33 protein-coding genes and 2 tRNA genes are annotated in these 26690 nt (G+C 58.8%); 12 read left to right on the top strand and 23 right to left on the bottom strand.

The window, feature by feature from the left end; all coding sequences use genetic code 11:
- The first annotated feature begins 104 nt into the window (after window positions 1-104).
- From NT131_01855 to NT131_01845, 3 genes are all read left to right on the top strand, one after another.
- Window positions 105-509, top strand: coding sequence for a DUF4332 domain-containing protein (locus NT131_01855; GenBank protein MCX6650392.1), 405 nt, complete (start codon window positions 105-107; stop codon window positions 507-509).
- A 447-nt stretch (window positions 510-956) separates the two neighbouring features.
- Complete coding sequence (locus tag NT131_01850) at window positions 957-1808, top strand: 4Fe-4S binding protein (GenBank protein ID MCX6650391.1); 852 nt, start codon at window positions 957-959, stop codon at window positions 1806-1808.
- 52 nt (window positions 1809-1860) lie between these two features.
- Complete coding sequence (locus tag NT131_01845; GenBank protein ID MCX6650390.1) at window positions 1861-2049, top strand: hypothetical protein; 189 nt, start codon at window positions 1861-1863, stop codon at window positions 2047-2049.
- Between the two features lie 41 nt (window positions 2050-2090).
- Here the strand turns inward: NT131_01845 and NT131_01840 are convergent, their stop codons facing one another.
- The 4 genes from NT131_01840 to NT131_01825 are packed head-to-tail and all read right to left on the bottom strand — an operon-like array spanning window position 2091 to window position 5552.
- Entirely contained in the window at window positions 2091-2837 is a 747-nt protein-coding gene (locus tag NT131_01840) for an ABC transporter permease subunit (protein ID MCX6650389.1), read from the bottom strand.
- A 2-nt stretch (window positions 2838-2839) separates the two neighbouring features.
- Window positions 2840-3769 carry an ABC transporter ATP-binding protein gene (locus NT131_01835; GenBank protein ID MCX6650388.1) on the bottom strand — a complete coding sequence of 310 codons (930 nt, stop codon included), beginning with the start codon at window positions 3767-3769 and terminating at the stop codon, window positions 2840-2842.
- Complete coding sequence (locus NT131_01830) at window positions 3766-4587, bottom strand: ABC transporter permease subunit (GenBank protein ID MCX6650387.1); 822 nt, start codon at window positions 4585-4587, stop codon at window positions 3766-3768. Before NT131_01830 ends, NT131_01835 begins: the two co-directional genes overlap by 4 nt.
- Window positions 4587-5552: an ABC transporter ATP-binding protein gene (locus NT131_01825; GenBank protein MCX6650386.1), complete on the bottom strand. Its 966-nt coding sequence runs from the start codon at window positions 5550-5552 to the stop codon at window positions 4587-4589. The genes NT131_01830 and NT131_01825 overlap by 1 nt, the downstream gene beginning before the upstream one ends.
- Before the next feature lie 139 nt (window positions 5553-5691).
- Between NT131_01825 and NT131_01820 the strand changes: the two genes are divergently transcribed.
- Together NT131_01820 and NT131_01815 are read left to right on the top strand one after the other, a co-directional pair.
- Complete coding sequence (locus tag NT131_01820; protein ID MCX6650385.1) at window positions 5692-5883, top strand: hypothetical protein; 192 nt, start codon at window positions 5692-5694, stop codon at window positions 5881-5883.
- Window positions 5884-6607: 724 nt separating this feature from the next.
- Window positions 6608-6820: a 4Fe-4S dicluster domain-containing protein gene (locus NT131_01815; GenBank protein ID MCX6650384.1), complete on the top strand. Its 213-nt coding sequence runs from the start codon at window positions 6608-6610 to the stop codon at window positions 6818-6820.
- A gap of 1 nt (window position 6821) precedes the next feature.
- Here the strand turns inward: NT131_01815 and NT131_01810 are convergent.
- The 7 genes from NT131_01810 to NT131_01780 form a co-directional block, all read right to left on the bottom strand.
- Window positions 6822-6894 (bottom strand) — tRNA-Ala (locus tag NT131_01810).
- A gap of 257 nt (window positions 6895-7151) precedes the next feature.
- The gene (purF, locus tag NT131_01805; GenBank protein ID MCX6650383.1) at window positions 7152-8561 is read right to left on the bottom strand and encodes an amidophosphoribosyltransferase; all 1410 of its coding nucleotides are present in this window, start codon (window positions 8559-8561) and stop codon (window positions 7152-7154) included.
- Between the two features lie 17 nt (window positions 8562-8578).
- Window positions 8579-8746: a 50S ribosomal protein L37e gene (locus NT131_01800; protein MCX6650382.1), complete on the bottom strand. Its 168-nt coding sequence runs from the start codon at window positions 8744-8746 to the stop codon at window positions 8579-8581.
- Between the two features lie 9 nt (window positions 8747-8755).
- The gene (locus NT131_01795) at window positions 8756-8971 is read right to left on the bottom strand and encodes a small nuclear ribonucleoprotein (GenBank protein ID MCX6650381.1); all 216 of its coding nucleotides are present in this window, start codon (window positions 8969-8971) and stop codon (window positions 8756-8758) included.
- Window positions 8972-9051: 80 nt separating this feature from the next.
- A complete protein-coding gene (locus tag NT131_01790) occupies window positions 9052-10179 on the bottom strand; it encodes a YkgJ family cysteine cluster protein (protein ID MCX6650380.1) in 1128 nt (375 codons plus the stop codon).
- On the bottom strand, window positions 10172-11422 hold the full coding sequence (pyrC, locus tag NT131_01785; protein MCX6650379.1) for a dihydroorotase: 1251 nt from the start codon (window positions 11420-11422) through the stop codon (window positions 10172-10174). Before pyrC ends, NT131_01790 begins: the two co-directional genes overlap by 8 nt.
- A 4-nt stretch (window positions 11423-11426) precedes the next feature.
- Window positions 11427-12020 (bottom strand): TIGR00296 family protein, encoded by a 594-nt coding sequence (locus tag NT131_01780; GenBank protein ID MCX6650378.1) that lies wholly within the window; start codon window positions 12018-12020, stop codon window positions 11427-11429.
- Between the two features lie 128 nt (window positions 12021-12148).
- Here NT131_01780 and NT131_01775 point away from each other — a divergent pair, with 128 nt between their 5' ends.
- Window positions 12149-12706 carry a CBS domain-containing protein gene (locus NT131_01775; protein ID MCX6650377.1) on the top strand — a complete coding sequence of 186 codons (558 nt, stop codon included), beginning with the start codon at window positions 12149-12151 and terminating at the stop codon, window positions 12704-12706.
- Between the two features lie 4 nt (window positions 12707-12710).
- On the opposite strand, the gene NT131_01770 is transcribed toward NT131_01775, so the two are convergent.
- The 8 genes from NT131_01770 to NT131_01735 form a co-directional block, all read right to left on the bottom strand.
- Window positions 12711-13013 (bottom strand): hypothetical protein, encoded by a 303-nt coding sequence (locus NT131_01770; protein MCX6650376.1) that lies wholly within the window; start codon window positions 13011-13013, stop codon window positions 12711-12713.
- Window positions 13014-13022: 9 nt separating this feature from the next.
- Window positions 13023-14171, bottom strand: coding sequence for an ArsA family ATPase (locus NT131_01765; protein MCX6650375.1), 1149 nt, complete (start codon window positions 14169-14171; stop codon window positions 13023-13025).
- 98 nt (window positions 14172-14269) lie between these two features.
- A tRNA-Met gene (locus NT131_01760) sits at window positions 14270-14374 on the bottom strand.
- A gap of 15 nt (window positions 14375-14389) precedes the next feature.
- Complete coding sequence (locus NT131_01755; protein ID MCX6650374.1) at window positions 14390-15100, bottom strand: 30S ribosomal protein S3ae; 711 nt, start codon at window positions 15098-15100, stop codon at window positions 14390-14392.
- Window positions 15101-15207: 107 nt separating this feature from the next.
- A complete protein-coding gene (locus NT131_01750; GenBank protein ID MCX6650373.1) occupies window positions 15208-15501 on the bottom strand; it encodes a DUF749 family protein in 294 nt (97 codons plus the stop codon).
- 9 nt (window positions 15502-15510) lie between these two features.
- On the bottom strand, window positions 15511-16365 hold the full coding sequence (gene hdrB, locus NT131_01745; protein ID MCX6650372.1) for a CoB--CoM heterodisulfide reductase subunit B: 855 nt from the start codon (window positions 16363-16365) through the stop codon (window positions 15511-15513).
- Window positions 16366-16875, bottom strand: coding sequence for a CoB--CoM heterodisulfide reductase subunit C (hdrC, locus tag NT131_01740; GenBank protein ID MCX6650371.1), 510 nt, complete (start codon window positions 16873-16875; stop codon window positions 16366-16368).
- An 87-nt stretch (window positions 16876-16962) separates the two neighbouring features.
- Window positions 16963-17772: a LysR family transcriptional regulator gene (locus NT131_01735; GenBank protein ID MCX6650370.1), complete on the bottom strand. Its 810-nt coding sequence runs from the start codon at window positions 17770-17772 to the stop codon at window positions 16963-16965.
- Window positions 17773-17864: 92 nt separating this feature from the next.
- On the opposite strand from NT131_01735, the gene NT131_01730 reads away from it, so the two are divergent.
- On the top strand, window positions 17865-18326 hold the full coding sequence (locus NT131_01730) for a hydrogenase maturation protease (protein MCX6650369.1): 462 nt from the start codon (window positions 17865-17867) through the stop codon (window positions 18324-18326).
- On the opposite strand, the gene NT131_01725 is transcribed toward NT131_01730, so the two are convergent.
- Window positions 18323-19600: a pitrilysin family protein gene (locus NT131_01725; protein ID MCX6650368.1), complete on the bottom strand. Its 1278-nt coding sequence runs from the start codon at window positions 19598-19600 to the stop codon at window positions 18323-18325. The genes NT131_01730 and NT131_01725 overlap by 4 nt on opposite strands.
- Before the next feature lie 100 nt (window positions 19601-19700).
- On the opposite strand from NT131_01725, the gene NT131_01720 reads away from it, so the two are divergent.
- The 5 genes from NT131_01720 to NT131_01700 are packed head-to-tail and all read left to right on the top strand — an operon-like array spanning window position 19701 to window position 22878.
- Complete coding sequence (locus NT131_01720) at window positions 19701-20462, top strand: PAC2 family protein (protein ID MCX6650367.1); 762 nt, start codon at window positions 19701-19703, stop codon at window positions 20460-20462.
- A 59-nt stretch (window positions 20463-20521) separates the two neighbouring features.
- On the top strand, window positions 20522-21010 hold the full coding sequence (locus NT131_01715; GenBank protein ID MCX6650366.1) for a GTP-binding protein: 489 nt from the start codon (window positions 20522-20524) through the stop codon (window positions 21008-21010).
- Window positions 21011-21012: 2 nt separating this feature from the next.
- Window positions 21013-21966: a DUF835 domain-containing protein gene (locus NT131_01710; GenBank protein MCX6650365.1), complete on the top strand. Its 954-nt coding sequence runs from the start codon at window positions 21013-21015 to the stop codon at window positions 21964-21966.
- A 40-nt stretch (window positions 21967-22006) separates the two neighbouring features.
- Entirely contained in the window at window positions 22007-22477 is a 471-nt protein-coding gene (locus NT131_01705) for a pyruvoyl-dependent arginine decarboxylase (protein MCX6650364.1), read from the top strand.
- Window positions 22477-22878, top strand: a complete 402-nt coding sequence (locus tag NT131_01700) for a hypothetical protein (protein ID MCX6650363.1) — start codon at window positions 22477-22479, stop codon at window positions 22876-22878. The genes NT131_01705 and NT131_01700 overlap by 1 nt, the downstream gene beginning before the upstream one ends.
- Here the strand turns inward: NT131_01700 and NT131_01695 are convergent.
- From NT131_01695 to NT131_01685, 3 genes are read right to left on the bottom strand one after another with little or no spacing between them, the layout of a single operon-like run.
- Window positions 22875-23954 carry a transglutaminase domain-containing protein gene (locus NT131_01695; protein ID MCX6650362.1) on the bottom strand — a complete coding sequence of 360 codons (1080 nt, stop codon included), beginning with the start codon at window positions 23952-23954 and terminating at the stop codon, window positions 22875-22877. The two genes, NT131_01700 and NT131_01695, sit on opposite strands and share 4 nt — an antisense overlap.
- 26 nt (window positions 23955-23980) lie before the next feature.
- Window positions 23981-24676, bottom strand: a complete 696-nt coding sequence (locus tag NT131_01690) for a hypothetical protein (GenBank protein ID MCX6650361.1) — start codon at window positions 24674-24676, stop codon at window positions 23981-23983.
- Between the two features lie 26 nt (window positions 24677-24702).
- Window positions 24703-26622 carry a phosphoadenosine phosphosulfate reductase family protein gene (locus NT131_01685; GenBank protein ID MCX6650360.1) on the bottom strand — a complete coding sequence of 640 codons (1920 nt, stop codon included), beginning with the start codon at window positions 26620-26622 and terminating at the stop codon, window positions 24703-24705.
- Window positions 26623-26690 lie beyond the last annotated feature (68 nt).

Raw genomic sequence — 26690 nt, 5'->3', positions numbered from 1 at the left:
GGACAATCTGATGATTCTCATCGGCGTTATCAAAAACGATAATATATCGACAGACCTATTCAATTGTTAAGGTTGGGACGGGATGAGAGGATCAGAGGCAGAAAATGACCAAAATCGCTGAGATAGAAGGCATCGGGCCAGCAATCGCGGGGAAATTGGCGACGGCTGATATTCTCACTGTAGAAAAGCTGCTAGAGGCCTGTGCCACGGCAAAGGGCCGCGAGGAAGTGGCCAAGAAGACCGGATTGAACAAGACGGACCTGTTGACCTGGACCAATCATGCGGACCTTTTCCGCATCAAAGGCGTCGGGTCGGAGTACTCTGAACTGTTGGAAGTGTCGGGCGTGGACACCGTCGTGGAACTTGCTCTACGGAAGGCGCCCAATCTGGTAAAGAAGATGGAAGAGGTCAACGCCCAGAAGAAGCTGGTTCGCCGGACGCCTACCGAGAAGATGGTGGAGAAGTGGATCGCCCAGGCGAAGAAGCTGTCAAAGGTCGTGAGCCACTAAACACAGGATTTAATTTTAGATAGCTCACCGAAATTGAATGGATGAGCATAGGAAATGTTGTGTCCATTCAATAAAATATTTTTTATTTATTTAAACAAGTCTTTTGAAATATTTAGATTATTACGCGTTTTTCATTAATATAATTAAATCATAACCATTGTTATCGCTATTACGATTCTTCGCATTTACCTTGAGATATCGCCCTCGTAGTACAATTAATAAATATTCGACAATTGATAAATATTCATGTTGTCCGATTTATGAAAGAATATTATGAGATCGAGAATTTATAACGACAATAGACGAAATAATTTAATTTTTCAATTTACGAATAATCGTAATATTTTTTAATTTTTGATGCTAAAATATATAGCCTCTTTACTTAAAACGATACACCGGGAGTTGATCACCATGAGCATTCTTATGAAACCGGCAACCAAGGCTTTTATGGCTGAGGCCAAGAAAAATAACAATGGTTTTACCAAGCAGATTCACGGCTATATCTATGTCAGATGGACCCCACAGTACATCAGATGGCTGAGAAACCATACTCTGCCGAATGCAAGTGAGAAGAAGAAGAGAAGATGGAGCGAGCACTACCATAGTAAGGTCCTGCCACTGGAGCTGGCGGAATCGATCATAACCATCGACAAGGACATCCCATTACAAGACCTCGAACAGGTGATACCGTACACCATGGCCCGGGACATCGTGATTAAATCCCCGACGGAAGTGGTCCTTTACGAATGCGGTTGTCGCGCAGCGAGCGAGAACGGGTGCAAACCGTCTAGGGTATGCATGGTCATTGGAAAACCATTCACTGACAGCGTGCTCGCATTGCATCCAGATAGGAGCCATCGTGCCACGATCGAGGAAGCCTTACAATTGCTGAGAGATGAGGACGAACGGGGGCACATGCATACTGCATGGTTCAAGGATGCCTGCATCGGACGATTCTACGCGATATGCAATTGCTGTAAGTGTTGTTGTGTGGGCCTGAGGGCCATGATGGTCAATGGGACGAACATGATCGCATCGTCGGGATATTCCGCTCACATGGACGAGGGGAAATGTAAAGCCTGTGGAAAATGCGCTAAAGCGTGCCCGTTCGAAGCCATAACCTTCGAGAACAAGAAGGTCGGTTTTGATTGGGCAAAATGCATGGGCTGCGGGGTATGCGTGGGGCAGTGCCCTCAGCACGTCTGGTCCCTGGCCTTGGACGATAAGAAGGGAATACCGATGGACGTGCGTATGATCGCGCAGGTGGGGCCAAAGGATGCGGCCGTTGTAAAAACTTAATTTTTTCAAACCCCTTTTCCTTTTTATTCCATTAATCATATTATGCATCCTGGTGAGGAAGTTGGCTATTTGCCCCAATTGCAAATCGGAAGTGAACGGATATAACATCCTTAGAGAGCGCATAGACGACGGCCAGAAAGCAAAGATCGACACCCTGATCTCGATGTATGTAAGGACCACGATGTTCTCATGCCCTAATTGCCGCGCGGTCCTGGGCCTCGGCCAATACACCAGCTATTAGAACGTCCAAGATGAGAAGCGGAGCGCGGGATATTCCCTCGATCAGGGGACCTCCATCTCCCTGAACAGGAAGGCGCCCAACGTCACGAACACGATCGCAAAGGCGATGAGGACGATGGCGGCAACTGCGCCGTCCCCTGTCACGTTGGTGATGTCGCCCTTGCTGATCATCCCGGACGCTACTACCCGCAACTGCTGTCTGATGGTATAGGACCCGATGGCCCCGGGGACCGAGGCGACGAACCCTTCCCATACGAAGACGTAGAGGAGGCCCAGGTAGACCGGCTGCTTGATGACCGTCCCCATCAGAAGGAACAGCGACGAATAGACCAGTGCGCCAAGGCATTGCACGACGATGAAGGCCAGCATCAGCTCTATCCCCCCGCCCCCGTTCGGGCAGAGCACGATGAACGTAAGCCCGCCGACCAGGGTGGCCACGGCGAGCAGGGCGGACAGCACGATCGTCAATGCCAGATAATAACCGACATAGGCGATCCGCCGATCGAGGGGGGAGGTGATGACCTGCACGATGCTACGGTCATCGATCTCGTTGCGTATCATCGAGGCGCCGTATATCAGGGCCAGCACCGGCAATAGGAACGCTATCAGGAGAAGGGCCATCAGGTCGCTCGCCGTGTTCATATCGGTCTCGTCCTGGACGGCGGCATATCCCATAACCACCGTCACGAGCGCGGTGAGGAGGACCATAATTATCCAGCGTCTGTTCTGCAGCAGCTTCCGGGCGGAGAACACCACCATCGTCCATAGACCGATCAAGTTGGAGGACATGCTCACCATCTCACTAGATAGCGGAAGACGGATTCGAGGTCGTCGTCCAGGCTCTCCATCCTTTCCAGCTCGCACCCGGCCTCGGCCACCAGGTCAGGGATGGCATTGAAGAAGTCCTCGGGTTTGTCGACCTTGACGAACATGCCCGTACGGTCCGGCCGCAGCTCGATAGATGCGGTGTACGGTTTGGTCAACAGGACCTTGGCCAGTTCCACCATGCCTTTGCCCTCAAGGATGATGTTGTGAGGATGACCGCTCATGAGCTGTCGTATCTCAGATATTTCCCCGGTGGCCACCGCCCTTCCCTTGTAGATCAACGCCACCTGATGGGTCATCCTCTCGATCTCATGAAGGACGTGGGAGGAGACGATGACGTCATGCCCATGCACCTTGTGCAGGTCCTTGATCAGGTCGATTATCTCCTTGCGTATCAGCGGATCGGTGCCCGTGAGAGGCTCGTCCAGCAGCAGGAGCCGGGGATTGTGCAGCAGCGAACCGGCGATCTTGATCCGCTGCCTCATGCCCTTGCTGTACCCGCCCATGGGCCGGTCGGCATCCTTGGTCATGCCCACGATCTGCAGGACCTCGTCCACCCTCTGGGTCATCTGACCAGGTGCCATGCCATGCAGCCCCCCGACGAAGCGCAGGTATTCCCTTCCTTTTAGCTCTGGGGGCAGGAAGTCATAGTCGGGACAAAAGCCCAGTTGGGCTAGCAGAGGCGGGTTCTTCCAGGGGCTCAGCCCGAGCACGCTCAGCTGCCCGACGTTCGTCCGGATGTTTCCGGTCAGGAGCTTGAAGAAGGTGCTCTTGCCCGACCCGTTGGGACCGACTATGCCCGTGATGCCAGTGGGGACGTCTATGCTGAAATTGTTTAGCCCGATCACCTCCCCGTACCATTTGGAAATGTTCCGGGCCTCGACCACGTTCGTCATTTACCCACCCCCTTGCGCAATACGCGAAGGTAGACCAGCAGCAGAGGCGGGACGGTGAGGATGAAGGCCATGGCCCCCAGCAATGCCACGTTGGTATCTCCGGGAAGGGTCAGCCCGTAGAGCACCGTATGGTAATCGTACAGCAATACCTGGGGGCTCAGCAAGGCCCAGTCCGCGGAGAACCCGGAGAAGATGGACGCCACGATCATGAGGACGAAGAAGAACATGAACGTCCCTACCCCGGCATAGGTCCTCTTACGGGTGATGGAAGATATCGCCAATCCTATCGGGACGAAGAACGCCGCGGACCACAGTCCGGCCAAGAAGGTCTGGCCGACCACGGTCAGGCTGGATATGTAATCGGTGCCGGACTGGGTGGCGGTGATGGCGATCGATACTGCCATGGGCGGCAGGAGGGTGAAGAGGCAGACCGTGACCATCGCACCGCACCATTTCCCTAATAGATATCCATCCACCCTCAGCGCCCTTGAGAGGTACAGGATGATGGAGTTGGACCGGATGTCTTCCGAGATCAGATCGGAGCATACCAGGGCCACCAGGATGACCTCGAAGATGAAGAAGAGCCCGTCGCCCAGATAGTCCCTCATAAGGGTCGCGCTAAGGTCTTCGTGCGGGACCGTCGAATAGATGATCAGGGGCAGGATGTGCACCAGGAAAGTGCCCAGTATCAGCATCCCCAGGAACCATTTGCCCTTGAGCTTATGACGGAGGATGGCGTCGGCGATGACCAGGAAGCGGCGGTTGTGCTCCGTGCGCTTCCCCGCCCAGGGCTTGTAGCCGATGGGGTCAAGCCCCATCAGACCCCCTCCTTCATGGACCGTATGAAGACGTCCTCCAGCGATAGCCGGTCAGGGACGTAGGAACGAACCTGCACACCGTGATCTCTCGCCAGGTCCAGGATCGCCGTGCTCGGTCCTTTCCTGACCAGCACGATGGTCATCTGCCCGAACTCCTCGGAGATGGACGTAACCTCATATTCCTGGCGTATCCGTTCGGAGAATATCTGAAGCGCTTTGGCGCTCCCCCGGACCGTCATCTTCATTTTGGCCTTCTCCTGATCGAGGAGGCTGGCCATGGTCCCCTGGGTCACAGACCTGCCGCCGTTTATGATGATGATGTGCTGGCAGACCTTCTCCATGTCCTGCATGATGTGGGAGGATACGAGAATGGACTTGTCCGAGGCGGCGATCCGGCTGATCAGCTCGAGCATTTCTTCCCGGCCTAGCGGGTCCATGCCGTTGGTCGGCTCGTCCAGGAACAGTATGTCGGGGTCGTGCACGATGGCCTGGGCCAGCTTCACCCGCTGCTTCATGCCGGTGGAATAGCTGGCCGTGGGCCGATAACGTTCCTCGCCCAGACCGACGAAGTCGAGGACCTCGTGGCTGCGGGGGATGGAATCCTCCTTGGTCATCCCGCTCAGCCTGCCGAAATAGGTCACCATCTCCAGGCCGCTCATCGTGTCGATGAGGCAGTCGTGCTCCGGCATATAGCCGACCTGGTCCCTTATGACCATGATGTCCTTCTTGGGGTCCAGGCCAACGATGTCGATCTCGCCCGATTCTGGCTCGACCAGACCTAGGACCGTCTTGATGAACGTGCTCTTGCCAGCCCCGTTCGGGCCTAAGAGGCCGACGATCCCCCTGGGTATGCTTACGCTGAAATTGTCGAGAGCGAGGATGTTGTCGTACCGGACGATGACGTCCGAGGCTGTGATGGTGTGCTCTCTTTTCAGCTTGTCAGTATCGGCCACGTCGTCCCCCACTCCCTCACCCCGATAAGCATTCGATATTTCATTATATATAATCCAGGATAATACTTTCAATGGTCACTTTGTGCCTTTTCACTTGTTTCTGTGTGCACAGTGATTTTTACCAAGGTCTATAGCCAGTGAACGACACCTCTTGATTGAACTCCTCCGCCTTGTCAAAGGCGTCCCATATCTGCCAGTACCAAAGGATGGAAAGGGGCCATATGGGAAATGGATGTTGAAAGTAGAAGATGGAATAGATCAAGAGGATTTCAATTGCGATGCAGCAAATCCCGGTCTTCCATTTTCTAATGTAAATGTGACCGGTGCCAATGATGAAAGCTGAAAGGAGCGCGGCAATGCTAGGATTTTTATTAATTTCACTGGGCTCGCTCATCGCATTGCAAATTGAATCTTGCGATATAAACAGTAACGGATTATCGAGCATGAATTACCTTCAATTTTTCTGAATAATGCCAAGGTAGCGATCTTCCAGCTGATCCACCTATTCGTGTAGGATGGCAAAACGAATATCTGGAGCAAAGCCTAAATCCGTTCGAACTCCTCAAACCTCTATGCGGCTCGAGGACAGATTAAGGAACCTGGTCAGAGGGGAAGTCGATTATTATGGGTTTGCTGACCTTACACCTGCCAGGAACGCCATAAAATGGCAATGCGGCCTGGACGTCGTCACGTATCCTCGCGCGGTATCGATAGGAATAGCCCTTATTGACGATATCGTTGAACTATTGCCATCACGAGAGGAGAGATGGGCTGCGGTCATGTACAAGTCCCATTCATATGATGTAATAAATTCGCGTCTGGACCATTTGGCCTCACGAGTTGCGAGTGAGCTGCAGAGGGCGGGACATCGCGCCTTGCCCATTCCGGCGTCCGAAAGGATTGACGACGATAAGATATGTGGGCCTTTCTCGCATAAGATGGCCGCCCACCTGGCCGGATTGGGTTGGATCAGCAAGAGCTGTCTGCTAATAACGCCGGACCGGGGACCGAGGGTCCGATGGATATCCGTGCTCACGGACGCCGCCTTGGAACCTTTAGGGACGCCGATGGAGCAGAAGTGCGGCAATTGTACGAGATGCGTGGAAGCGTGCCCCGTGTCTGCGTTCACTGGGCGTAATTTTATGGAAAGCGAGCCTCGAGAGCTGAGGTTCGACGCAGCCAAATGCGATAGTTACTATAAGCATTTGAAAGCGCAGGGCAAAGTGGAAGTCTGCGGGATGTGCCTTTACGCATGTCCGTATGGAAAAAACAGGAAATGAGTGGACAGGGGGGGATTTGAACCCCCGGCCTCTACCATGCCAAGGTAGCGATCTTCCAGCTGATCTACCTGCCCGTGTGGGAATGCCAAAGTGATTTTCCCTATTTAACCTTTCCTTGATGACCTGGCCATCGCCTAAGAGAACGAAAAAATGGTTGCTGGAAAGGGTTTCAATGCTTGCCGAAGAAGGCCTTGACGTTGGTGGTGTTCATATGGAGCACGATGAGATCGGTATAGTGAGGTCGACCAGCATCTCCCATATCGCATCCATGTCCATGCCTTCTTTGAGCTAGGAGACCATGCTTCGGATCATGCCGATGATCGTGGGCGGCTCAGATCTCGAGGGTCCTCTGGAAGCGCATCTTCTCCCCAGGTATCTTGGTCGGGTACTCGCCGCTCAGGCAGGCCATACAGAGCTCGGACTCCGGGATCTCCAGGGCCTTCACTAGTCCGTCCATGCTCAGGTAGCCGACGGAATCGGCTGTAATAAGATCGGCTATCTGCTGGCTGTTGCGGTTGGTAGCCGCGAACTGCTCCCTGGTCTTCATGTCGATGCCGTAGAAGCAGGGGGCGATGACCGGCGGGCAACCGATGCGCACGTGGACCTCCTTGGCCCCGGCGCGTCTGGTCATCTGTACTATCTTCCTCATGGTCGTCCCGCGGACGATGGAATCGTCCACGATGACCACCCTCTTCCCCTCCATGGTGGAGCGTATCGGGTTAAGCTTGAGCAGCACGCCCTCGTCCCGGAGGGACTGGTCGGGCATGATGAAGGTGCGCTCGATGTAACGGTTCTTCATGAACCCCTCGGCGTAGGGAATGTCGGAGGCCTCGGCGTACCCCAGGCCGTGCGCCCTGCCGGAGTCGGGGACGGGGACGACCACATCGGCCTCCGTGGGCTGCTCCTGCGCCAGGATGTGCCCTATCCTCATGCGCACCTGATAGACCTCCTTACCCTCGATGACCGCGTCCGGGCGGGCGAAGTACACCCACTCGAACATGCAGTGGGCGGTGTGCATGGGGGAAGGGGTGCGGGTGGAGGTGATGGAGGTCGTGGTTATCTCCACGATCTCCCCGGGAAGTATGTCCCGTATGAACTCCCCGTTCAATATTTCGAAGATGGAACTTTCAGAGGCCAGGGCGTAGCCGCCGGGGGCCTTGCCCACGCACAGCGGGCGGAAGCCCAGCGGGTCGCGGAAGCCGAAGACCCGGCCTCCCAGCATCAGGGCGATGGAGTACGAGCCTTCCAGGGACTTCATGACCGTCTTGATGGCCCTGATGGGGTCAGGGTTGATGGAAAGCTCTGTCGCCAGCATGCGCACGATGATCTCCGAGTCGGTGGATGTCAGGAAGGCCCAACCTTCCGCCTGCAACCGGTTGCGAATGGCGGTGGCGTTCACCAGGTCGCCGTTGTGCGCCAAGGCCAGGTCCCCGGCCAAAGTGGTGACGACGATGGGCTGACAGTTCTCGGCGCAGGACGAACCGGTGGTGGAATAGCGGACGTGGCCGATACCGGCGTTCCCGATCAACGCGTTGTACTGCCGCCCGGACAGGACCTCGTGCACCAGGCCCATGCCGCGATGGTAGGAGATGGACTTGCCGTTGAAGACGGCTATGCCCGCGGCCTCCTGACCGCGATGCTGGATGACCCGCAAGGCTTTCTTGAGATGGGGAACGACATCGCCTTCCAAGGCCATGCCGACCACGCCACAGAAATGCTTCGGCCGGTCGTCATCCTCCAAGGGACTAACCTCGACCATTAATGAGTCTTGGCCCAATTATACGTTCTCATGGTGGTGGTCTTGCCGTAACCGCAAGAGGCGCAGTAGGATGCGCGGATGTTGTAGGCCCTCTTCCCGCACCTGCGGCAGGGTACGTGGGTCTTGCGGTCTCCCATCTTACCATGTGCAGCCGTTCCTTTTGTCATAAAATAACCTCAGGGTGAAATGTAGATGACATTGTCCCCGCGGACAATGGTGAGCGGAAGCTTACGGACTACCTCGTTGTTTATAAGCTCCTCTGCGTTCTTCAGAACCAGGTTCATGTGGGGGTCGTATCCGTCCAGGACCCCACGGTACTCCCGGTTGCCCTTCAACGTCACCATCACCTGGTTGTTGATCGATTGGTTGAGGACATTCAGAGGCTTTTGCATCGCTCAAATCACCTGAAAGGTCGAATGAGCGTTCAGTATATGAAGTTTTTGCGTTTCCCACATCACGCTGAAGCATCCAGTCAGATGAAGGCCCCCAGGGTCGGAGCGTCTAGTCGGTCCATGTCGTAGAATATTATGCCCTCTCTCATGCGCTCACCGTCCGGGGTCCCGGGGAAGAAGGCGGCTATGAGCGAGGTGCGCCACAGCAGGTCGAGGACGGACGTCGACAGCACGCCGCCGTAGACGTTCGGCCAGGGGTCCTCGTAATCGTACTCGTCGAGGAGGTTGAAGGCGTAACCCATGAAGCTGTCCCGGTTGTTGAGCACCTTGATGTAATCGCGCAGCACCTGGCGGTCCCGGCCCTCGGGCTGGCGGAGCTTGATGTCCCGGATGGACATGTCCCCGACCTTGCGCACGTCTCCGCTGACGTCCAGCACGTGCCTCTCCACCCTCTGCCCGGCCACCCGGAACATATTCCAGACCCCGTCCGGGGCGCAGTAGATCGGGGCCTGGAAGAGCTCGTCCGCCGCCAACGAGTCCGTCACCATCTCCAGGGCCGACTGGGACAGCTCGGCCATGGTGCTCCCCTCGAGGGAGGGCTTGGCCAGGAGGTCCGGGATGCTCAGTTCCTCGTCCTCCACGCTCGCTTCTAGCAATGAGGCGATGAGCCGCAGGTCGGTCATCTGGTCCAGGCGGGCAGAGATCTGGGAGCGCACCTTGGGCACATCCACGTCCAGACCGGCGTCCTGGCAGTTCAGGTTGAACTCGCGGTACACCGGCACCGACTCCTTGAGCGTCCTCCTGATGTTCTCCTCGTTCGTTTGCACCAGGCGCAGGCCTTCGCTCATGGCCTCCTCCCCCTGGTCCAGCCAGACTCCGCGGCAGCTCAGGTCCAGCTCCACCTGGGCCCGCGATCCCACATGGATGTGAAAGGGAAACTGCCTGCAGAAATGAGGGCGGTGGGCGTAGACCTCGCAGAGACCCTGGTTCAGGAAAGCGCAGGACCCCTGCCCCTTCTTCAATGTCAGGGCGTAATGCCGGTGCGGCTCCTTCTTCAGCACCAGGTGGTCGGGGTGGTTCTTCTTGAAGAAGTCCACCTCCTCCGGCAGGCACTCCGGCTGGCACAGGCAGCACAGCTTGCAGGGGTCCTGGCAGATGAACTTGCGCCCTTCCAGCTCGCTAAGGTCCAATGGCAAAGGTTCAGGCATGAGGCACTTCCCTCCCCAGACGGTCCTCGGTGACCGAGCCGTCCTTCATGATCAGTTTCCCCCGCAGGAACACGGCCTGGGGGAACAGGGCCTCCCGGCCCTCGAAGGGCGTCCAGCCGCATTTGCTGTGCAGCTCCTTGCCCTTTATGATGGTGACGTCGCGGGGGTCGATCACGATCAGGTCGGCGTCGCGCCCTTCTACGATCTCCCCCTTGTTGAGTCCGAAGGTCTTGGCCGGGTTCGAGCAGGCCGTCTGGACCAGCGTATCCAGCGACAGATGTCCTCTCTTCACCAGTGCCAGCATCATGGCCAGTCCGGTCTCCACTCCCGGCACCCCGGAGGGCGCCTCCCCGAACCCCCGCTCTTTCTCCTCGGGGGCGTGGGGAGCGTGGTCCGTGGCCAGCATGGGCACCTCTCCCCGACAGAAGGCGGCGAATATGGCCTCGCGGTCCGCCCGGCGCCTCAGCGGCGGGTTGACCTTGCCCCAGGCGCCCAGGTCCATGCTGGAATCGAGGAGCATATGGTGCGGGGCGGCCTCGAAGGTCATGCGGCTCCCTTTCAGCAGCGCCAGGGTCTCCGGGCAGCTGACGTGGCACACGTTGATGCGGGCCCGGTCCTGGTAGCGGAGCAGGCGTTCCACCGCCTTCATCTCCGCCTGCCGGGGGCGGCATTCCTCGTGGTCCCGAAGCGACCGCTCATCCATCCTGGTCAGCATCCTGTCCTCCTCGGCGTGCACGCTGACCACCTTGCCGGTGGCGCCGACAATGTCCAAAGCCTTCTCCAAATCCCCCTCCTCCTGGACCAGTACGCTCTGGGTCGACGAACCCAGGAAGATCTTGTAGGCCTGACAGGACGAAAGGGACGACACCTTGGTCTTGGGGGAGATGCCGGCGAACAGCCCGTAGTCCACCCAGGAACGGCCGGATATGTGCTGCCTCTTCTCCTCGAGCGCCTCCTGGTCAATGACCGGGGGCAAGGTGTTGGGCATGTCCAACACGCAAGTGACCCCTCCGAAGAGAGCGGATAACGAGCCGGTGGAGAAATCCTCCTTGTTGGTGAGCCCGGGCTCTCGGAAGTGCACGTGGGGGTCCACCGCCCCGGGGAGGATCAACCTCTCCCCGAACTTGTGGTGATCCTCCCCGTGCAACACCTTCTTGACGCTGACGATGCGCCCGCCCTCGACACCCACGCAGGCCTTCTGCAGCCTCCCCTGGAAGAGGACTTTTCCCTCGATTACGTCCATTCCATCACTGGGTAAGTTCACGGAGTATTTGACCGTATGGCGACCCCTCGTGGAATATCTCCGCCCCGAAGGTCTGCAACCTGGTTCGGCGGTCCAGCCACATGTCCGGGGTCAGCCCGGCTTTCATGCAGGCCTGTTCCAGGAAGGTGGTGGCGTCCCATTCCCATTCCACCGGGACCTGCGGGAGCAACAGCCCCCGGTACGGCCCCCTCTCCACGATCAGGCCGTCCCGGCCGATGACGATGCGCCCGGGCATGTCCTGCCGGGGCTCCACCTTGAACTCCTCAGGAGGGGTCAGTATGCTGACCTCCACCACGATCTGGTCCAGTTCCTCCGGCCTCAGCGCGGGGAAGCGCGGATCGTGACAGGCTCCCTGGGCCGCCCGCAATATCGTCTCGGCCAGGGAGAATATCGGCTCCGGATATCCTATGCAGCCCCTCAGCTCCTCGCTGGGGAAGGTCTTGAGCGTGACGAAGGCCCCGCTCTTCAGCCGGAAGCTGTCCGGAACGTCGAATGCGTCGATGTCCAGGTCCCTGGTCTCGGCGTCCACCCCCCGGCGGGCCAATTTCACCGCCAAGGCGCCCTCTTGGTCCTTCATAAGTCTTTCCCATAGTATGAGGAATTATCACGGTAAAAATAACTATGGATTGTTCGTGGACCTGCGGTCGGTGTTGATAGGCCAGGAACTGGGAAAGGTATATAGTGCCTTGGCGACAAGTATCAATCATGAGGGGCAAAGAGGTAAGGGACATACTGGTTCGGGAAATCATGTCCAACCGGCCCCGTACGGGCCGGCCGGATATGACGGTGAAAGAGGCGGCCAAGCTCATGCTCCGGGAGGGCGTGGGCAGCCTGGTGATTCTAGAGGACGGGGAGCCGATAGGCGTACTGACCGAAAGGGACCTGCTCTATAAAGTGGTGGCGGAGAGCCGCGTGCCCTCGCGCACCAAGGTGGAGAAGGTAATGTCCTCGCCGGTCATCACCGTGTCGCCTGGTTCAAGCATATCCGAGGCGGCCAAGCGCATGTCGGACCTGCATATGCGGCGGCTGCCGGTGGTGGAGGACGGCAAGCTCGTAGGCATGCTGACGGAGAAGGACATATTGAGGCTGTCCCCCTCCCTGATCGAGCTGACCCGGGAATGGTCCAAGCTGGGACAGGGGATGGGCAAGCGCCCCGAAGGGCACGGCACCGTGGCCGGGTACTGCGAGAACTGCGAGTCCTACTCCATCGACCTGCATCTGGAGAATGGCATACTGCTGTGCCCGGACTGCCGGGAAGAGTGAGATCTCACTCCAGGTCGATCTTCCTCAGGCGGGGGGCGGGAGCCTCCGCCTTTTCTTCCATGTCCTTCAGATGGCTGTCTATGAAGGCGCGGAACAGGAGCATCGTCTCCTTCTTAATGTTCTTGTAGTGCTCCTTGATCTCTGGCGTCATGACGTTCTTGGGCAACAGGGTGTCCATGGCCAGGAGGAACTCCGTGCCGGACTTCATTAGATGGACGACGGTATCCTGGGGCAGAGGACCAGCGGTCCTGGACCGGTGGGACCTCTCCTTCGGCTCGCTCTCGGATTCTTCTTTTTTGCTGGACATGTGACTACCTCACTTGAAGCTGATGAGCAGCCGGCCATCCTTGAACTCCGCCTTGTGCGCCTCCTTCTGGACCAGGGAGTATGGCAAGGCGACCGAACGCTTGTACCAGCCGACCGTGACAATTAATACATCGCTCGATTTATATAATTCTACCTGCCCCTTGCTGGAGAAGGGAAGTTTCAGAGCCAGCATGTCCACGCCGTCCCGGGTGAATATCTCCATGCTCTTCTCCGTTGAATAGACCTGGGCCGGGTCGGTATCCCCGAAGAGCTGGTCGGCGAGCACCATCAGGGACTTCTTTCCCACGACCTCGGTGGAGGACTGGTACGCCCTCAGCATCTTCAGGGGCGAGAAGGACTCGTCGATGAGGTCCATGTACTTGGCCTGCTCCTCGTACTTGGCGTCGGGGTAATGACCTCGGTCCTCCTCGGGCAGTAGCCGGTTGATGACCAGGCATTCCACGGTGAGGTTGTACAGGGAGAGGTAGGTGTAGGCGCGCTTCGTCTCGTTGATCACCATCTTCTCCGGGTTGACCACCAGCCGGACGGAGGTCATCTCCGCGTCCTGCAGGATGATGCGCACCGTCTTCAGTCTCTCCTTGAGGTGCTCCAGGTCGTTGAGGAAGGCGTTGGAGGGCATGGGCATGCTTATGACCTTGCCCACCGTGGCCCGGGCCAGCTTGATGGTGTTCTTGAAGATCTTGTACATCTTGTCGAAGTACCAGTCGGCGGTGTCGGGGAAGCTGAGCAGGCGCAGCGTCTCTGCTGTCGGCGCCGTATCCATGACCACCACATCGTAGCGTCCACTGTCCTTGAACTCCTCGATGTAGAACAGGGCGGACATCAGCTCCATGCCCGGCCACACGGTCATCTCCTTGGCCGAGATGGGGTCCAGGCCCTGCGACACCATGAAGTCCGAGAGGTACTGACCGATCTCCTTCCAGCGGGTCTCCATCTCGTGGATGACGTCCACCTCGATGGCGTCCAGGTTCTTCTCGATGGTCTTGATCTCCCCGGAAAGGGGGATGTCCAAAGAATCAGCGAGCGAATGCGCCGCGTCGGTGCTCACGGCGATGGTGCGATAGCCCATCTTGGCGCAGCGCAGGGCGGTGGCCGCGGAGACGGAAGTCTTGCCAACTCCGCCCTTGCCAGTATAGATGATCAGCCTCAGTCTCTCACCGCAGGATGCACCATACCGGTCCTACTTGAAAGATTGCATGCGAAAATTCAACTGTGGGATGAAAAGTGTAAGGGGAGTGCCGGGGAGGGGGTTCGAACCCCTGACCTTCGGATTTCCCTGGAGAGGGTCTGTTGTCCTAATCCCTATGAGTCCGACGCTCCACCAGGCTGAGCCACCCCGGCATAGGGGGAAGTGGTTTACTGGTCAGGCTCGGCCGCTTCCGCGACGGGTTCCGCAGGCACCTCTTCGGCGGCGGGCTCGGCCACGGGCTCGGGGGCGAACACCGGCTGGTCCTGGGGCTCGGAGCCCATTTCCAGCACTTCGGTCTTGCGGATCTCGACCCTCTTGATGGGGACGATGACCTTGCAGACGGTTCCCAGCCTGTGGGCCATCTCGCCGTCGATGATGGCCTTGACGATCTCGGAGATGGTCTTCTCCTCGCCCATCTTCGCCATCTCGGCATCCATCAAGGCACGCACAGCGGTCTCCTGGGAGGACTGGATGCGCTTCTCGGTGATGCTCATGGGCTTCACGCGGATGAGGTATCCGTCCTTGGTGCGGACGTCGATGACATGGTCGGTCTTGGTCCGCTTCCTGCGGGTCAGCCGGCGGATGTAATCGCTGGTCAGGTCCTGCCCCACGAAAACAGTGTGGGCGTCGAAGCCTTCGACGTTCTGGACCTTGAACTTGAGCTTAACGTGCATCTTCGAGAAGTCGCCATTTATGTCATGTACGGTGGCCTCGGTGGTTCTGCCGATAAGGTTAGTGGCATCGGCGCTGGGGGTTTCGCCCAGCTGGGCCTGGTTGAACATGCGCGGAGCGTATATCTTATACCACTCCTTGGCCTTCCACCGGTCCTTGACCTTCCTTGAGGCGGCCTTCGTAGACGCTTTTTTAGTAGCAGCCAATTAATAGCCTCCAATCGCGAGATGAACTCGGAAACAGGTAACCCTATTAATAAGTTTTCTATTGCCCAAAAGCCTCGCCATCAGTTATCTGAAATAAAGAAATGGAATTAAGGGGTTTGCACTAGGGCTAGCTCCTGCAGCACCCGCTGCAGGGAGACCTTGCTCACCGGGTCCGCCTGGACCTCTTGCTGGTCCAGCTTGGACTCCAGGTCCTCGTAGCAGCACAGGTCGCCCAGGAAGACGGGTATGTAAGAGTAGGTGCCCACGACGTTGAGCACGGCGATCCTCTCCCCGTTCCTCATCTGATGCCCTTCCCGCGCCGCCTGATACCTGACGAAGCCTTCCAGCTCCTCAGGCATCTCCTCGGGGGTGTAGACCCCCACCAGGTGAGCTTTGTCCACGCCGAGGCCTCAGAGGTTGACCTTGATCTCGTGGGCCTCAAGTCCGAGCGAGGACATGGGCAGGCCCATGGCCAGGCCGTATAGCTGCGCCAGGTGGATGACCGGTATGTCGTAGCCGGGCAGGTCCTTCTGACCGCGGTCGAACTGTAGGTGGCAGAAGGGGCAGACGTCGATGATGAACTGGGCCTTCACCGCCTTCATGTTCTTCAGCTTGGTCTCGGTGAAGCTCAGGGCGAACTTGCTATCCCTGCTTCTCACACCGCCGCCGGCGCCGCAGCACATGTTCTTGTCGGCGTAGGGCAGGCTCTTCGCTCCGGTCCACTCTACCAGGTCGTCCAATATGTGCGGCCTCTCCGGGTCGTCTATGTGCTTTATCTTGGTGGGGCGGGAGAAGTGACATCCGTAGTGGACGGCCACGTTGTAGTTCAGCGGGTTGGTGATCTTCTGCTTCATCTTCTCGATGCCGACGTCGTTGAACAATACGTCGGCGAAGTGGCGCACGCGCACCTTTCCCTCGTACTTCATTCCGACCTCGGCCAGGATGGCGTTGACCTTCTTCAGCAGCTCGGGGTCCTCCTTGAGCATGTGGTTCGCCTCGTACAGCGAGCCGAAGCAGCCGTTGCAGATGGTCAGGATGTCGCAGTCCTGCTTCTCGGCGATGCATAGGTTGCGGGCGGCCAGGGCTAACCAGGTGGCCTGGTCGAATGATCTTATGACGCCCGGGGCGGGGCAGCAGCCGGCGCCGGTCATCTCTTTCAGGTCGTATCCCAGGGCCTTGAACATTTCCCTGGTGGCCTTCTCGATACCGGGGTATCTGAGGGGCGCCACGCACCCCAGGAACAGGGCGAACTTGTCAGCGGCCATCTACTGACCTCCTATGAGCTTGACGAAACCGGTCTTCTCCATGATCTTGTGGAAGTCGGCCATGGCCTTGGCGTCTCCGATGGTGGTCGGCGGGTCGGCGGAAAGGCCCATGCTTACCCTCAGCGCCTTCATCTTGTCGGAGGCAGGGACGGTGTGACCGCTCTTCAGCAGGGAGCGCCCGACCTTCTTGTGGTCCTCGGCCATGTATCCCTTCTGTACGGCCATGTTCCTCATCAGGATGATGATGTCCACGATGTCGACGTCCCTCGGGCATCTCTCCACGCAGGAGTAGCAGGTGGTGCACATCCACAGTTCCTCGGAGGGCAGGATGTCGTCCTTCAGTCCGAGCTGGGCTTTCCTGATCAGCTGCCTGGTGCGGAACGCGGTGGTGCGTCCGGAGGGGCAGCTGCCAGTGCAGGTGCCGCACTGGTAGCACAGGTCCAAGGTCTTGCCGCCAGCATCGATGATGCTCTGGGCGAAGGCCGGGTCCGGTATCTTTGCATTTGACATGAAAGTCTTCCTCTGCCTCTGGGGAGCGGAGATATGCTATTTAAAAGTGAACAAAAAAGGCTCGGAGTGTTAGCTATATAGGTAACACTATGTCCGGGCGTTGGGGCGCATCGCCCGCAGCAGCTCCTCCACCTTGGGCACGCCGGGACGGTAGAGACAAAGTATGGCGTAGGCCAGCAGGGTCGGGTCGGTAGAGCTGCGTATCTTGTGCCCTTTCCTGGCCATCAGGCTCTCGCTGACGAAGTAGCTGTAGTTGCTGCGGACCAGGGCGGTCAGGGACGAGTAGGTCCGGACCACCTTGTACCCTTCCTTGAGCGAATCCAGGTGCTTGTATCCCAGACGTTGCGGGCCGAAGCGGTACAGGGCGTAGTCCGCCCCCTGGCGCACGTGCATCAGCCGGTCACTGCCTACCTCCTCCCATTCGGCCCCTTCCACATCGTAGGCGTACAAGGGGTCGTCCAGCACCACCAGGTCCAGCATTCCCGCCTGGAACTCATTGACGTTGTGGCGGTCCTCGGAGATGACCACTTCCGCCTCCCCCTGGGGGTCCACGACGTTCAAGGCCTGCAGCAGGAGCTCCTGGGACAGGGGGGTGCACCCGACGACCAGACGTTCCCGCTCTCGCAGCTTCCCTTGCAGCGCCAGCTGTTCTCGGGCGATGTTCTCTCCCAGTTCGTTCAGCACCGTCCCTCGCGCCCCGCACTCCATGATCGGACGGCCGGCCTTGGCCTCCACCTGGCGCAGGTGGCGGTTCAGCACCGGGGCGGAAACCCCGAGTGAACGGGCGGCGGCCCTCTGGGTGCCGTTCAGGAACAAGGCCAGCACGGCCTCGGCCTGCCTGGGGGTGAGCGGTCTTCCGTCCACCTGCACCGTCAGCGACGCTTGGACCTGGGTCACGTTGCCCTAATTCGCCTGGGATTAGATTAATCCGCCGTCCGGCGGGGGGAAGGGGCAAAGTTAATTATGAACGCCCTTCTACCGCGGGTCCGATGAAAGCTTCCCGTTTGGTGCTAGGCATCGGCAGCCCGCTGATCTGCGACGATGGGGTCGGGTTCAAGGTCGTGGAGGATCTCAAGGCCAGGAACATCCCGGACCTGGACCTGGACCAGCAGTCTGTAAGCGGCCTGGACCTCATCGAAATCATGATGGACTATCAGAGGGTGGTAGTGGTCGACGCCATAGTCACCGAGCAGTTCCCGGCCGGCACGGTCATGCTGCTGCAGCCGGAGGATTTTAAGAACGCTTTGCACGGCACCAACCCGCACGAGACCAACATCCACATGGCCATCGAGCTCGGACGGATGTTGGCTCCGGACCGGATGCCCAAGGACGTGCAGTTCGTGGCCATAGAGGTGAACGACGTGTGGACCGTCACCGACGTCATGACCGAGGACGTGGAGAAGGCCGTCCCCGTGGCCGTGGAAGCGGTGCTGAAGATACTCGGTGATTAGAAGTCGAGCGCCTGCATGCGCCGGGCCGCCAGCCCCCCTTCCTTCTCCGGGGCCAGCATCGTGACGCACATCCTCTTTCTCTGGAAGATCTCGTTGACCGTCCTTAGCACGTCCTCCCGGGTGATGCGCTCGAACTCGCTCAAGGTACGGTCCGTTATCGCCAGCTCCCCGTTCAGCATGAAATGCTCTCCGTACCAGTAGAGGCGGCTGTCCGTTGCCTCCAGCTTGCGCATGAGCATGCCTTTGATCCAGCGCTTGGCCTTGAGCACCTCCTCCGGCGAGGGCCCTTGTTCCTTGAAGCGGGTGATCTCCGCAGACAGAATGCCCATCACCCGGTCCAGCTTGTCCATGGAGGCGGAGAAGAAGGTGTCCACGATGCCACAGTCGGTGTAGGCCTGGGGGAACATGCTGATGTGATACACCAGCCCCTGGTCCTCCCTCACCGTCTGGTACAGGCGGGAGGAGGTCCCTCCGCCCAGGATGATGCAGGCCAACATCAGCGCCTTACGGTCCGGGTGCCGGCTCGACAGCCCGGGAAAACCTATCTCCACGTAGGCCTGGTCCCCCTCCCGGGGGAATACCTTGGTGCAGGCCTTGGGCACTGGCGGCACGCGCTCCCCGTTGGGCGCCGCCCGGGGAAGGCTGTCGAAGGTCCTCTCGGCCCAATCCAGGACGTCCGTCACGTTCACGTTCCCGCAGGCCACCACGCACATCTTGGGCGGGCGGTAGTGTTTCTCGAAGAAATCCCTCAGGTCCTGGGCCTTGAGCTGGGAGACGCAGTCCGGCCGACCGGTCTCCGTTTTGGACATGGGATGCCCTTCCCACATGGAGCGGTCCAGGAGCTCCCGGGAGTAATCCTCGGGGTCGTCCTCGAGCATGCTGATCTCCTGCAGCACCACGCCCTTCTCCAGCTCCACATGCGCCCGGTCGATCAAAGGGGAGGTCATCATGTCGGCCATCAGTCCCTTCATCACGTCGAACGTCTCGTCCAAGGAGAACACATGGTAGGAGGTGGTCTCCTTGGTGGTATAGGCGTTCATCTCGCCCCCGGCCCCTTCCACCATCTCTGAGAACTGCTTGGCGTTCCTTTCCTTGGTCCCCTTGAACATTATGTGCTCGAGCAGATGGGCGGTGCCGCAATGGTCCAAGGGCTCGTCCCGCGAGCCGACGCGGAAATTGACCGACAGGGCGGCGGTCCTGGCGTGGGGAGATGCCTCTATGATGACGGGTATGCCCGCCGAGGTGTGATGCAGTACCGGTCCTTCCTCTGTCACGCCCCCGGTGATGGCGTTCCCTGAGTTAATTCTTTTTTCACCCGGTTCCCACCGTCAAGTATTAAGTCGCCCTTCTCCATTTAAAGCGCCAGTGAACCAAATGAAAGATGGCGAGATGTTCATCCACGAGTACGACGAGGCGGACCTGAAGGACGGAATGGCCATTGTGGGCTTTCCCAGCGTGGGATTGGTGAGCTCGATCGCCGCCAACTTCATCGTGCGGTCCATGAAATTGGAGCGCAAGGCGGCCATCATATCCCAGTACTTCCCGCCCTTCACTATAATCCACGAGGGCGTCCCCTCGCCACCCATGCGCATATACTCCGGTCATCGCGACTGCGACCAGTCCGGGGAGAAGTGCGAGAAGCTGGCGGTCATCACCTGCGAGTTCATGCCTCAGCCAGAGCTAATCAAGGACCTTTCCGACACCATCTTGAGCTGGTGCAAGAAGAAGGGCATATCCAAGATCCTGACCCTCGAAGGTATAAACATGGTCGGGGAGACCGATGTCAAGGTCTACGGGGTAGGCACCACCGCCAGGACCAGAGAGATGCTGGGCCAGTATGGCATAAAGGAGCTGAGGGAGGGCATGGTCACGGGCATGTCTGGACTGCTGCTCTCGGAAGGTGAGCGCTACCAGATGGACGTCATCTGCCTGCTGGGCTCCGCCCGCACCGACCTCCCGGACGCCAGGGGGGCGGCCAATCTTCTCGACGTCGTAGGGGACATGCTGCCGGAGATCAAGCTTGACCCCGAGCCGCTGATAAAGGAGGCCGAGCAGATAGAAGCTGATATGCAAAAGGCTATGGAATCGGTGCAGCCGCCCAAGAAGCCGATCGAGTACTCGCAATTGTACGGTTAGGAACGAATATATATAGACTCTGGCTACATACTGTGAATGGCATGGGGAAGCGTCAGTTTGTGAAGAAGATCTGCCTTCTTGGGGACGGGGAGGTGGGCAAGACCAGCCTGATAAGACGCTATGTGCTGGACCTTTTCGACGACCAGTACATCCAGACCTTCGGGGCCAAGGTCAGCAAGAAGGTGCTGGAGCTGGAGGACGTCAACCTCACGTTGATGATATGGGACGTGCTGGGACAGAAGACCCAGAAGGCGCTGCACTCCACCTATTATTCCGGGGCCAACGGAGCGCTGGTGGTCTGCGACATGACCCGACCGGAGACCATGGCCAACCTAGAGCACTGGGTGGCCGACCTGAGGGAGGTGGCCGGGGACATCCCCATCATAATAATCGGTAACAAGTGCGACCTGGAGATGAAGATCGACAAGGCGGAGATGCAGCGCTTCGCCGCAGAGACAGGCGCGCCGACCATGTTGACCAGCGCCCGGACCGGGGAGAACGTCCAGGAGGTCTTCGAGCTGTTGGGCGGAAGGGTCATGGAGGGTTGAAATTGGGCAAGGACATGCACCCCTTCTTCGTTATGCCAGGGTCAGCCTTGAAGGACCTGCGGGAGGAGCTCCAACTTTTGAACGGAACGGACTCCGCCCGGACCATGGAGCGCTACGGCTTCCGCGCTGGGGTGGGGTTGGTCCGTACGCTCGGACTGGAATGCACTGACATAGCCGAAGCAAGAGCGATAATAGAACAGGTGTGGACCGAGACTGGCCTCAGCCGCCTGAACATCGAGATCATCAACGAGACGGAGATCGTCATCACTTTCAAGGAATCGGTGGAGGCGGAGAACGGCGACCATTGCGACTTCACCCGCGGCTACCTTTCTGGCATCATCTCCTCGCTCATGAAGAAGAAGTACGATGCCTTCGAAGCGTCCTGCATCTCCGACGGGGCGGCTAAGTGCGTCCACGTGTTCACCCCTTCCCCGACCTATCGCATAGAAGGGCGGAGCGCCATCAGGACGGAGGACGAGCGGGAGCGGAAGTACCTGCTGGAAGCGGGGACCTCGTACTTGGTGGAGGCGGCCACGCCCGACTCCGCCTACCAGATGTACACGGACCAGGTGGAGGACGGCTGCACCGGTATGGTATTGGCCCGGGAGTACCCGGAGAGGGTGCAGAGGATGTACGGCATCGGGGAGGGCGCTGTACTTTGGCTTTCCTACGAGAGGGGGAAGCGCTACGCCCGCGAGCCCACGGACATCCCTATGATATACAGCGAGATCAAGAACTTCCTGGAGGCCAACAGCCGGGCGGTGGTCCTGCTGTCCGGGCTGGAATACCTCATAAGTCAGAACAACTTCCTGAAGGTCCTCAAGCTGCTGCAGCTGCTGAACGACAATGTGTCCATGACCGGCTCCATGCTCATCATACCGATGGTGCCCGAGGCTCTGAACCCCCAGGACGTCAAGATGCTGGAGCGCGAGCTGCGCGTGCTCGACGTGGATTGAAGGCAAACCTTAAATCGAAATTCGTTTTTACTTGGGAGACATGAATCTAGTCCCGAAGAAGTTCTTTGTCACCCAGGGATCGGCCGTGAGCAAGGTTTCCGACCTTAACGCCTTCGATGAGGCTTTGAAGAAGGCGCAGATCGGAGAGCAGAACCTCGTGTCCGTTTCTTCCGTACTGCCCATCGGTGCCAAGAAGGTGCCGGTCCGCGAGCTGCCTATGGGCGCCATCACCCACTGCGTGCTAGCCCAGATGAGGGGCGGCGAGGGTGAGATGATCTCCGCCGGGATAGCCTACGCCTTCCGCAAGGATGGCAAGGGCGGATATGTCGCCGAAGGGCACATGCACGGCACCAAGAAGGCCCTGAAGGAAGTCCTGGAGTGGAAGATGAACGAGATGGAAGCTCTGCGGGGCATCAAGCTCATGCGCATCAGCTACGCCGTGGAAGAGCTCTCCGTCCCCATGGACCATTACGGGACCTGCCTCGGCGCCTTGGTCTTCGTCGAATACTGATGTTCGGCGCAGTGGTGTGCCCCCGTTGCCGGAAAGGCTTCGCCATCGACCTGGAGCGGCGCACATCCTCCTGCCCGCACTGCGGTCGCCAGGTCCAGACCAACCGCATGAAAACGCATTTCACCTCTTCTTCAGCCTTTCTAACCGCTAAAGCCGTGGGGGAGCTCAACAGCAAGGGGCGGACCCTGAAGGCCTTCGACGGCGAGGTGGAGCTGAAAGTTGACAGACCGTCCTGCTCCCCGGAGCGCGTCGAGTCATTTCTGCAGGAGCTGGACGAGTTCGGTCTCTCCGATTTGGAGGCCTTGCTTGGAGGGCGGGAGACCGCCGAGGAGATGCTGAAACGCCTGCTCCTGCTGGGATCGGTGTACGAATCCTCCCTCGGCCGCTATCGCAGGGTCTAGTCCTCCACCCTGGTCATAAGGGGCGTGGACAGCGTGACCTTCTCGTCGCTCTCCTTGTAGCTCAGCACCTCCCAGGAGCTGATGAACTGGGGCGTCTCACCAGGGGCGTAGCTGCTTGGATCGTAGGTGATGCTGATAGGGTGGTAGAAGTCCTCCAAGGCCGTCCCGTTCCCATCGTCGGTATACTCGCAGAACAGATTGGGCATCCAGACCAGGAAGTTGCGGTTGACTATGTCGATGGTGACGTTGACGTCCCCCTCATCGGTGGGCATGCACATCTGGACCCAGCCGTGGCCGCCCATGGTCCCTGCGGAGCGGTCGTATATGGCCCCCAGCTGTATCCATGCCGGAACACCGGCGGAGCGGGCCAGGGCGCAGAAGAGTATGGACTGGTCGTCACAGTCCCCTTCCAGGTCGTTGAGCGTCTGCAGCGAGGACTTGGGGATGTCGTTGGTGGTCTGCTCGGGGTAGTCCACGTTGTTCACTATCCAGTCATAGATGGAGCGGGCGATGAGGTACACGTTGGTCTCGTTGCCCACGACGTCTTGCCTGAGATCGGCTATGGCTGGGTCGTTGACCACTATCTTCCATTCATCGCTTAGGTAACGGTCCCTAGTGGCCAACGATATCTCGTCCTTGTCCATGACCGTGTCCTCGTCTAGGTCCCATGCGTGAAGCGTCTGGGTCAGGTTGACGGTGAATGTGATCGTTCTTTCCGAATAGAGATCATCGCCCTCCCAGACCATCATGTTGGCCCCACCGGCGTCCAGCAGTTGGTCGTAATGCGGGGCCGTGATGATGGAAGTGACGTCCTGCTGCCGCACCCCGTCACTGAACTGGTCCACCGGTAGAGGAAGGTCTAGGCGATAGCTGGTAATGTGGCCGCCGTTGGCGTCGATGGTCATGGTAAGGCTTACCTCCATCTCCACCCCTTCCGGGTATTGGGTGGAGAAGGGATCCACCAGATATTTGCGCAGGAGGTCCTGGGTGGGCGGCAGGAGCAGAAGGAAGACTACGATCAGCAGCACCGCCACCACCAGCAGCGCCTTTCCCGCCCTGCGCTTGTTGAACGCCACAGTGGTTCAACCAATGGTTGGATTATTCAAGCTTTCGCCTTATTCATATGGTCGAGCGCTTCTTTCACCATGGCTGGCAGCACGTGACGGTGTATCTGCAGGTAGAAGTACACCGTCAGCAGCGTGGCCAGAATGACCCCGGCCCAGGCGATGTAGATATTGTCCACGTTCAGCGGCACGGCCATGAGCAGATTGTAACCGATGTGCAACAGACAGGCTTGGGCGAAGTATCCCCACATCTCTCCCCGGGCGGCTCCGGCGCCGATCATGGCCCCATTGGAGGCATGAAGCATCACCAGCTGGACGGCAATAAGGAAGACCGTGGCCCAGACCTCGATCCCCATGTCCCCGGACTGCTGCATGGTGTAGAAGACGGTCCCAAAGCCCATGGTACTGCCTATGCCTAGGCCCAGGGCGTAACCGTAGAAGGAAGTGTCCAACTTCTGGCTGAACTGGGGCATGTTGAGTATGATCAGCTTGATCAGCTCCTCGAACACGGCGAACAACAGGGCGAACAGCAGGTAGCCCAGATAGAAGTAGGATTGGACCACGTATATGACGACGCCGAGGACCATGCCCACCGCCAGCATCAGGAACAGCTTGCGGTCGTCGAAGAACGGCCTGTCGACTGCAGGGTAGGTGAAGTCCTTCAGGGTCCAGAACATCAGCGTCAGGGCCGGCCCTATGCCCAGGGCCGCGGCGATCATCATCTGCCAATCCATGTCCGGGTCGCCTCACTAACGTCCGATTATTTAACGCCTGCGTAGGCCGGTTTTCCTTTTCCAGCGTCCACCAGCTTGTCGTAGTAATGGGCCACGACGCAGGCCTCCGCGCATTTCCCGCACTGTCGGCACTTGTATTCGTCCACCCTGAGCTGCCCATCGGCGGTGATGGCTCCGAACTTGCAGTTGCGCTCGCAGATGCGGCAGTTGGTGCACATCTGCCCTTTGAGGAAAGCTTCGGCGCCAGCGCGGAACAGTTTCTCGGTCCCCTCCTTGGTCGGGGCGATGGCGGAGATGTGCCCGCCGCCGAACATCTTGAGCGTCCCGTCCCTGGTCTTGACCATCACAACCTCGAACTCCGGGGAGTACTTCACCTTGCCCACGGTCTTCAGGACCTCGGCCACCTGGGAGAAGTCCCTTTTGTGCGGCACGGTCAGCACACCTTCCATGGAGAAGCCCCCGGCCACGCAGGGGCTGGCTCCTTTGGAGATCCTCAGTTCCATGCTATCGCTCCTCATTTGCGGCACCTTCATGTGCAGTTCCTCGGCCACCAACCTCATCTTGGGCGGCAGCGATTTCCAGCGCCAGAACCCGTAACGGACGAACTCGGGCGACACGCCCACCTTCTCTCCCCATTCGTTCAATTGGGCTTCCCACTCCGAGTGCAGGTCCGGGTGCAGTTCGCCGGTGGCCTTCCACTCGCTGCCCAGGCAGGAGGCGCACAGGTAGCAGCCGATGCGCTCGAAGTCGTTCTCGTACAGGGGGTTGTATTCCAGCTCCTCGAGCCAGATGTAGCCCCAGACCTCCGCGGCCGTCCAGTGCCTAATGGGGTTCAGCACGGTCTGGTTGGGGACGAAGGGGTTGCGCTCCACGAAGCCTATCTCCGAGCGGGCGAAGGACTCCAAGGCCCGGTTGCCTTCGATGGTGACCGTTCCCTGGGGGAAGTGAGCCTCGATCATGGAGGTCAATGGCCCCAGCTTGCACACCTTGCAGCACCAGCGGAAGTCCTTGGCCGGAGGGCCGAAGGAGCCTACCTGCTCCCAGAAGGCGTTCCCAGCACTAGCCACCCTTAACCTTTCCTTTCTGGCCTGGGCGAAGTTTTGCACGTACTCCACCGTCTCCGGGAACTCTAGGCCGGTGTCCACGAAGAGCAGGTCGAAGCGTTTCAGGGCCTTCTTGGCCAGGCCATAGCAGGCCAGCGAGTCTTTTCCTCCGGAGAAGGATAGGGTGATGGGCAGCTTCGTATTATTGATGAAGGAGCGGATGTCGCTGACCGCGCTCGATTCCAAGGCCTGGAGATGATTCTTGTTAGCTTTAACGAAGTCCTCCCAGGAGGCGGATACCAGGGGGAAGGGGATGTCGGCCTTGCCCACGTCCCGGAGGTGGATGACCTTCTCGTCCTCCTTGACGTGGGCGGAATCCGTTCGGGCTTCCCCGGCGGCCACGTTGTTGCCCATGACCACCACGACCGGGTCCCCGGCCTGGAACTCGCCCAGCGTCTCGATCACGTCCGCCCCGTTCAGCTTCTTTCCCTTGAGGTGGCCTGGCGGTCGATGGGCCTTGACCAGGCCTTTCCTGGCCGCTTTGGCCATCAGGGCGGCGCCCTCCGCCTTCAGCTCCAGCGAGAAGTCGTTCTTGATCAGTTCGAAGCGCAGGACGCCGATCACCCGTCCATCCAGCACGATCTCGTCGGTGCGGTCCTCCCCGGCCACCTTGTTCAGGAACAGGTTCCGAGTGCGCAGCACCCCGGCGGTACCGAAGTGCTTGAGGAAGAGGTTGGCCACCGTATCGACGCCCTTTCCGAAGCAGGGACGTATGTCGCCGGGGGCGGACACCTCGAAATCTCTGCCCGGACCGCCGCATTTGCCGCATTTGTCGCCTAGGACCAGGGTCCCGCAGGTGTCGCACCACCCGAAAATCACTTTTCCGTGCTGGTATCTCTTCATTTTCGGAAGCTATCCTTCCCCTAGGTACTTCAACCTTGCCATCGACCGCGGCGTCGGCGGATAACTTT

The sequence above is a fragment of the Methanomassiliicoccales archaeon genome, from assembly GCA_026394395.1.
Lineage (GTDB): Archaea > Thermoplasmatota > Thermoplasmata > Methanomassiliicoccales > UBA472 > UBA472.
The sequence above is the reverse complement of the archived record's forward strand: the minus strand, read 5'-3'. Positions and strand labels throughout refer to the sequence as shown.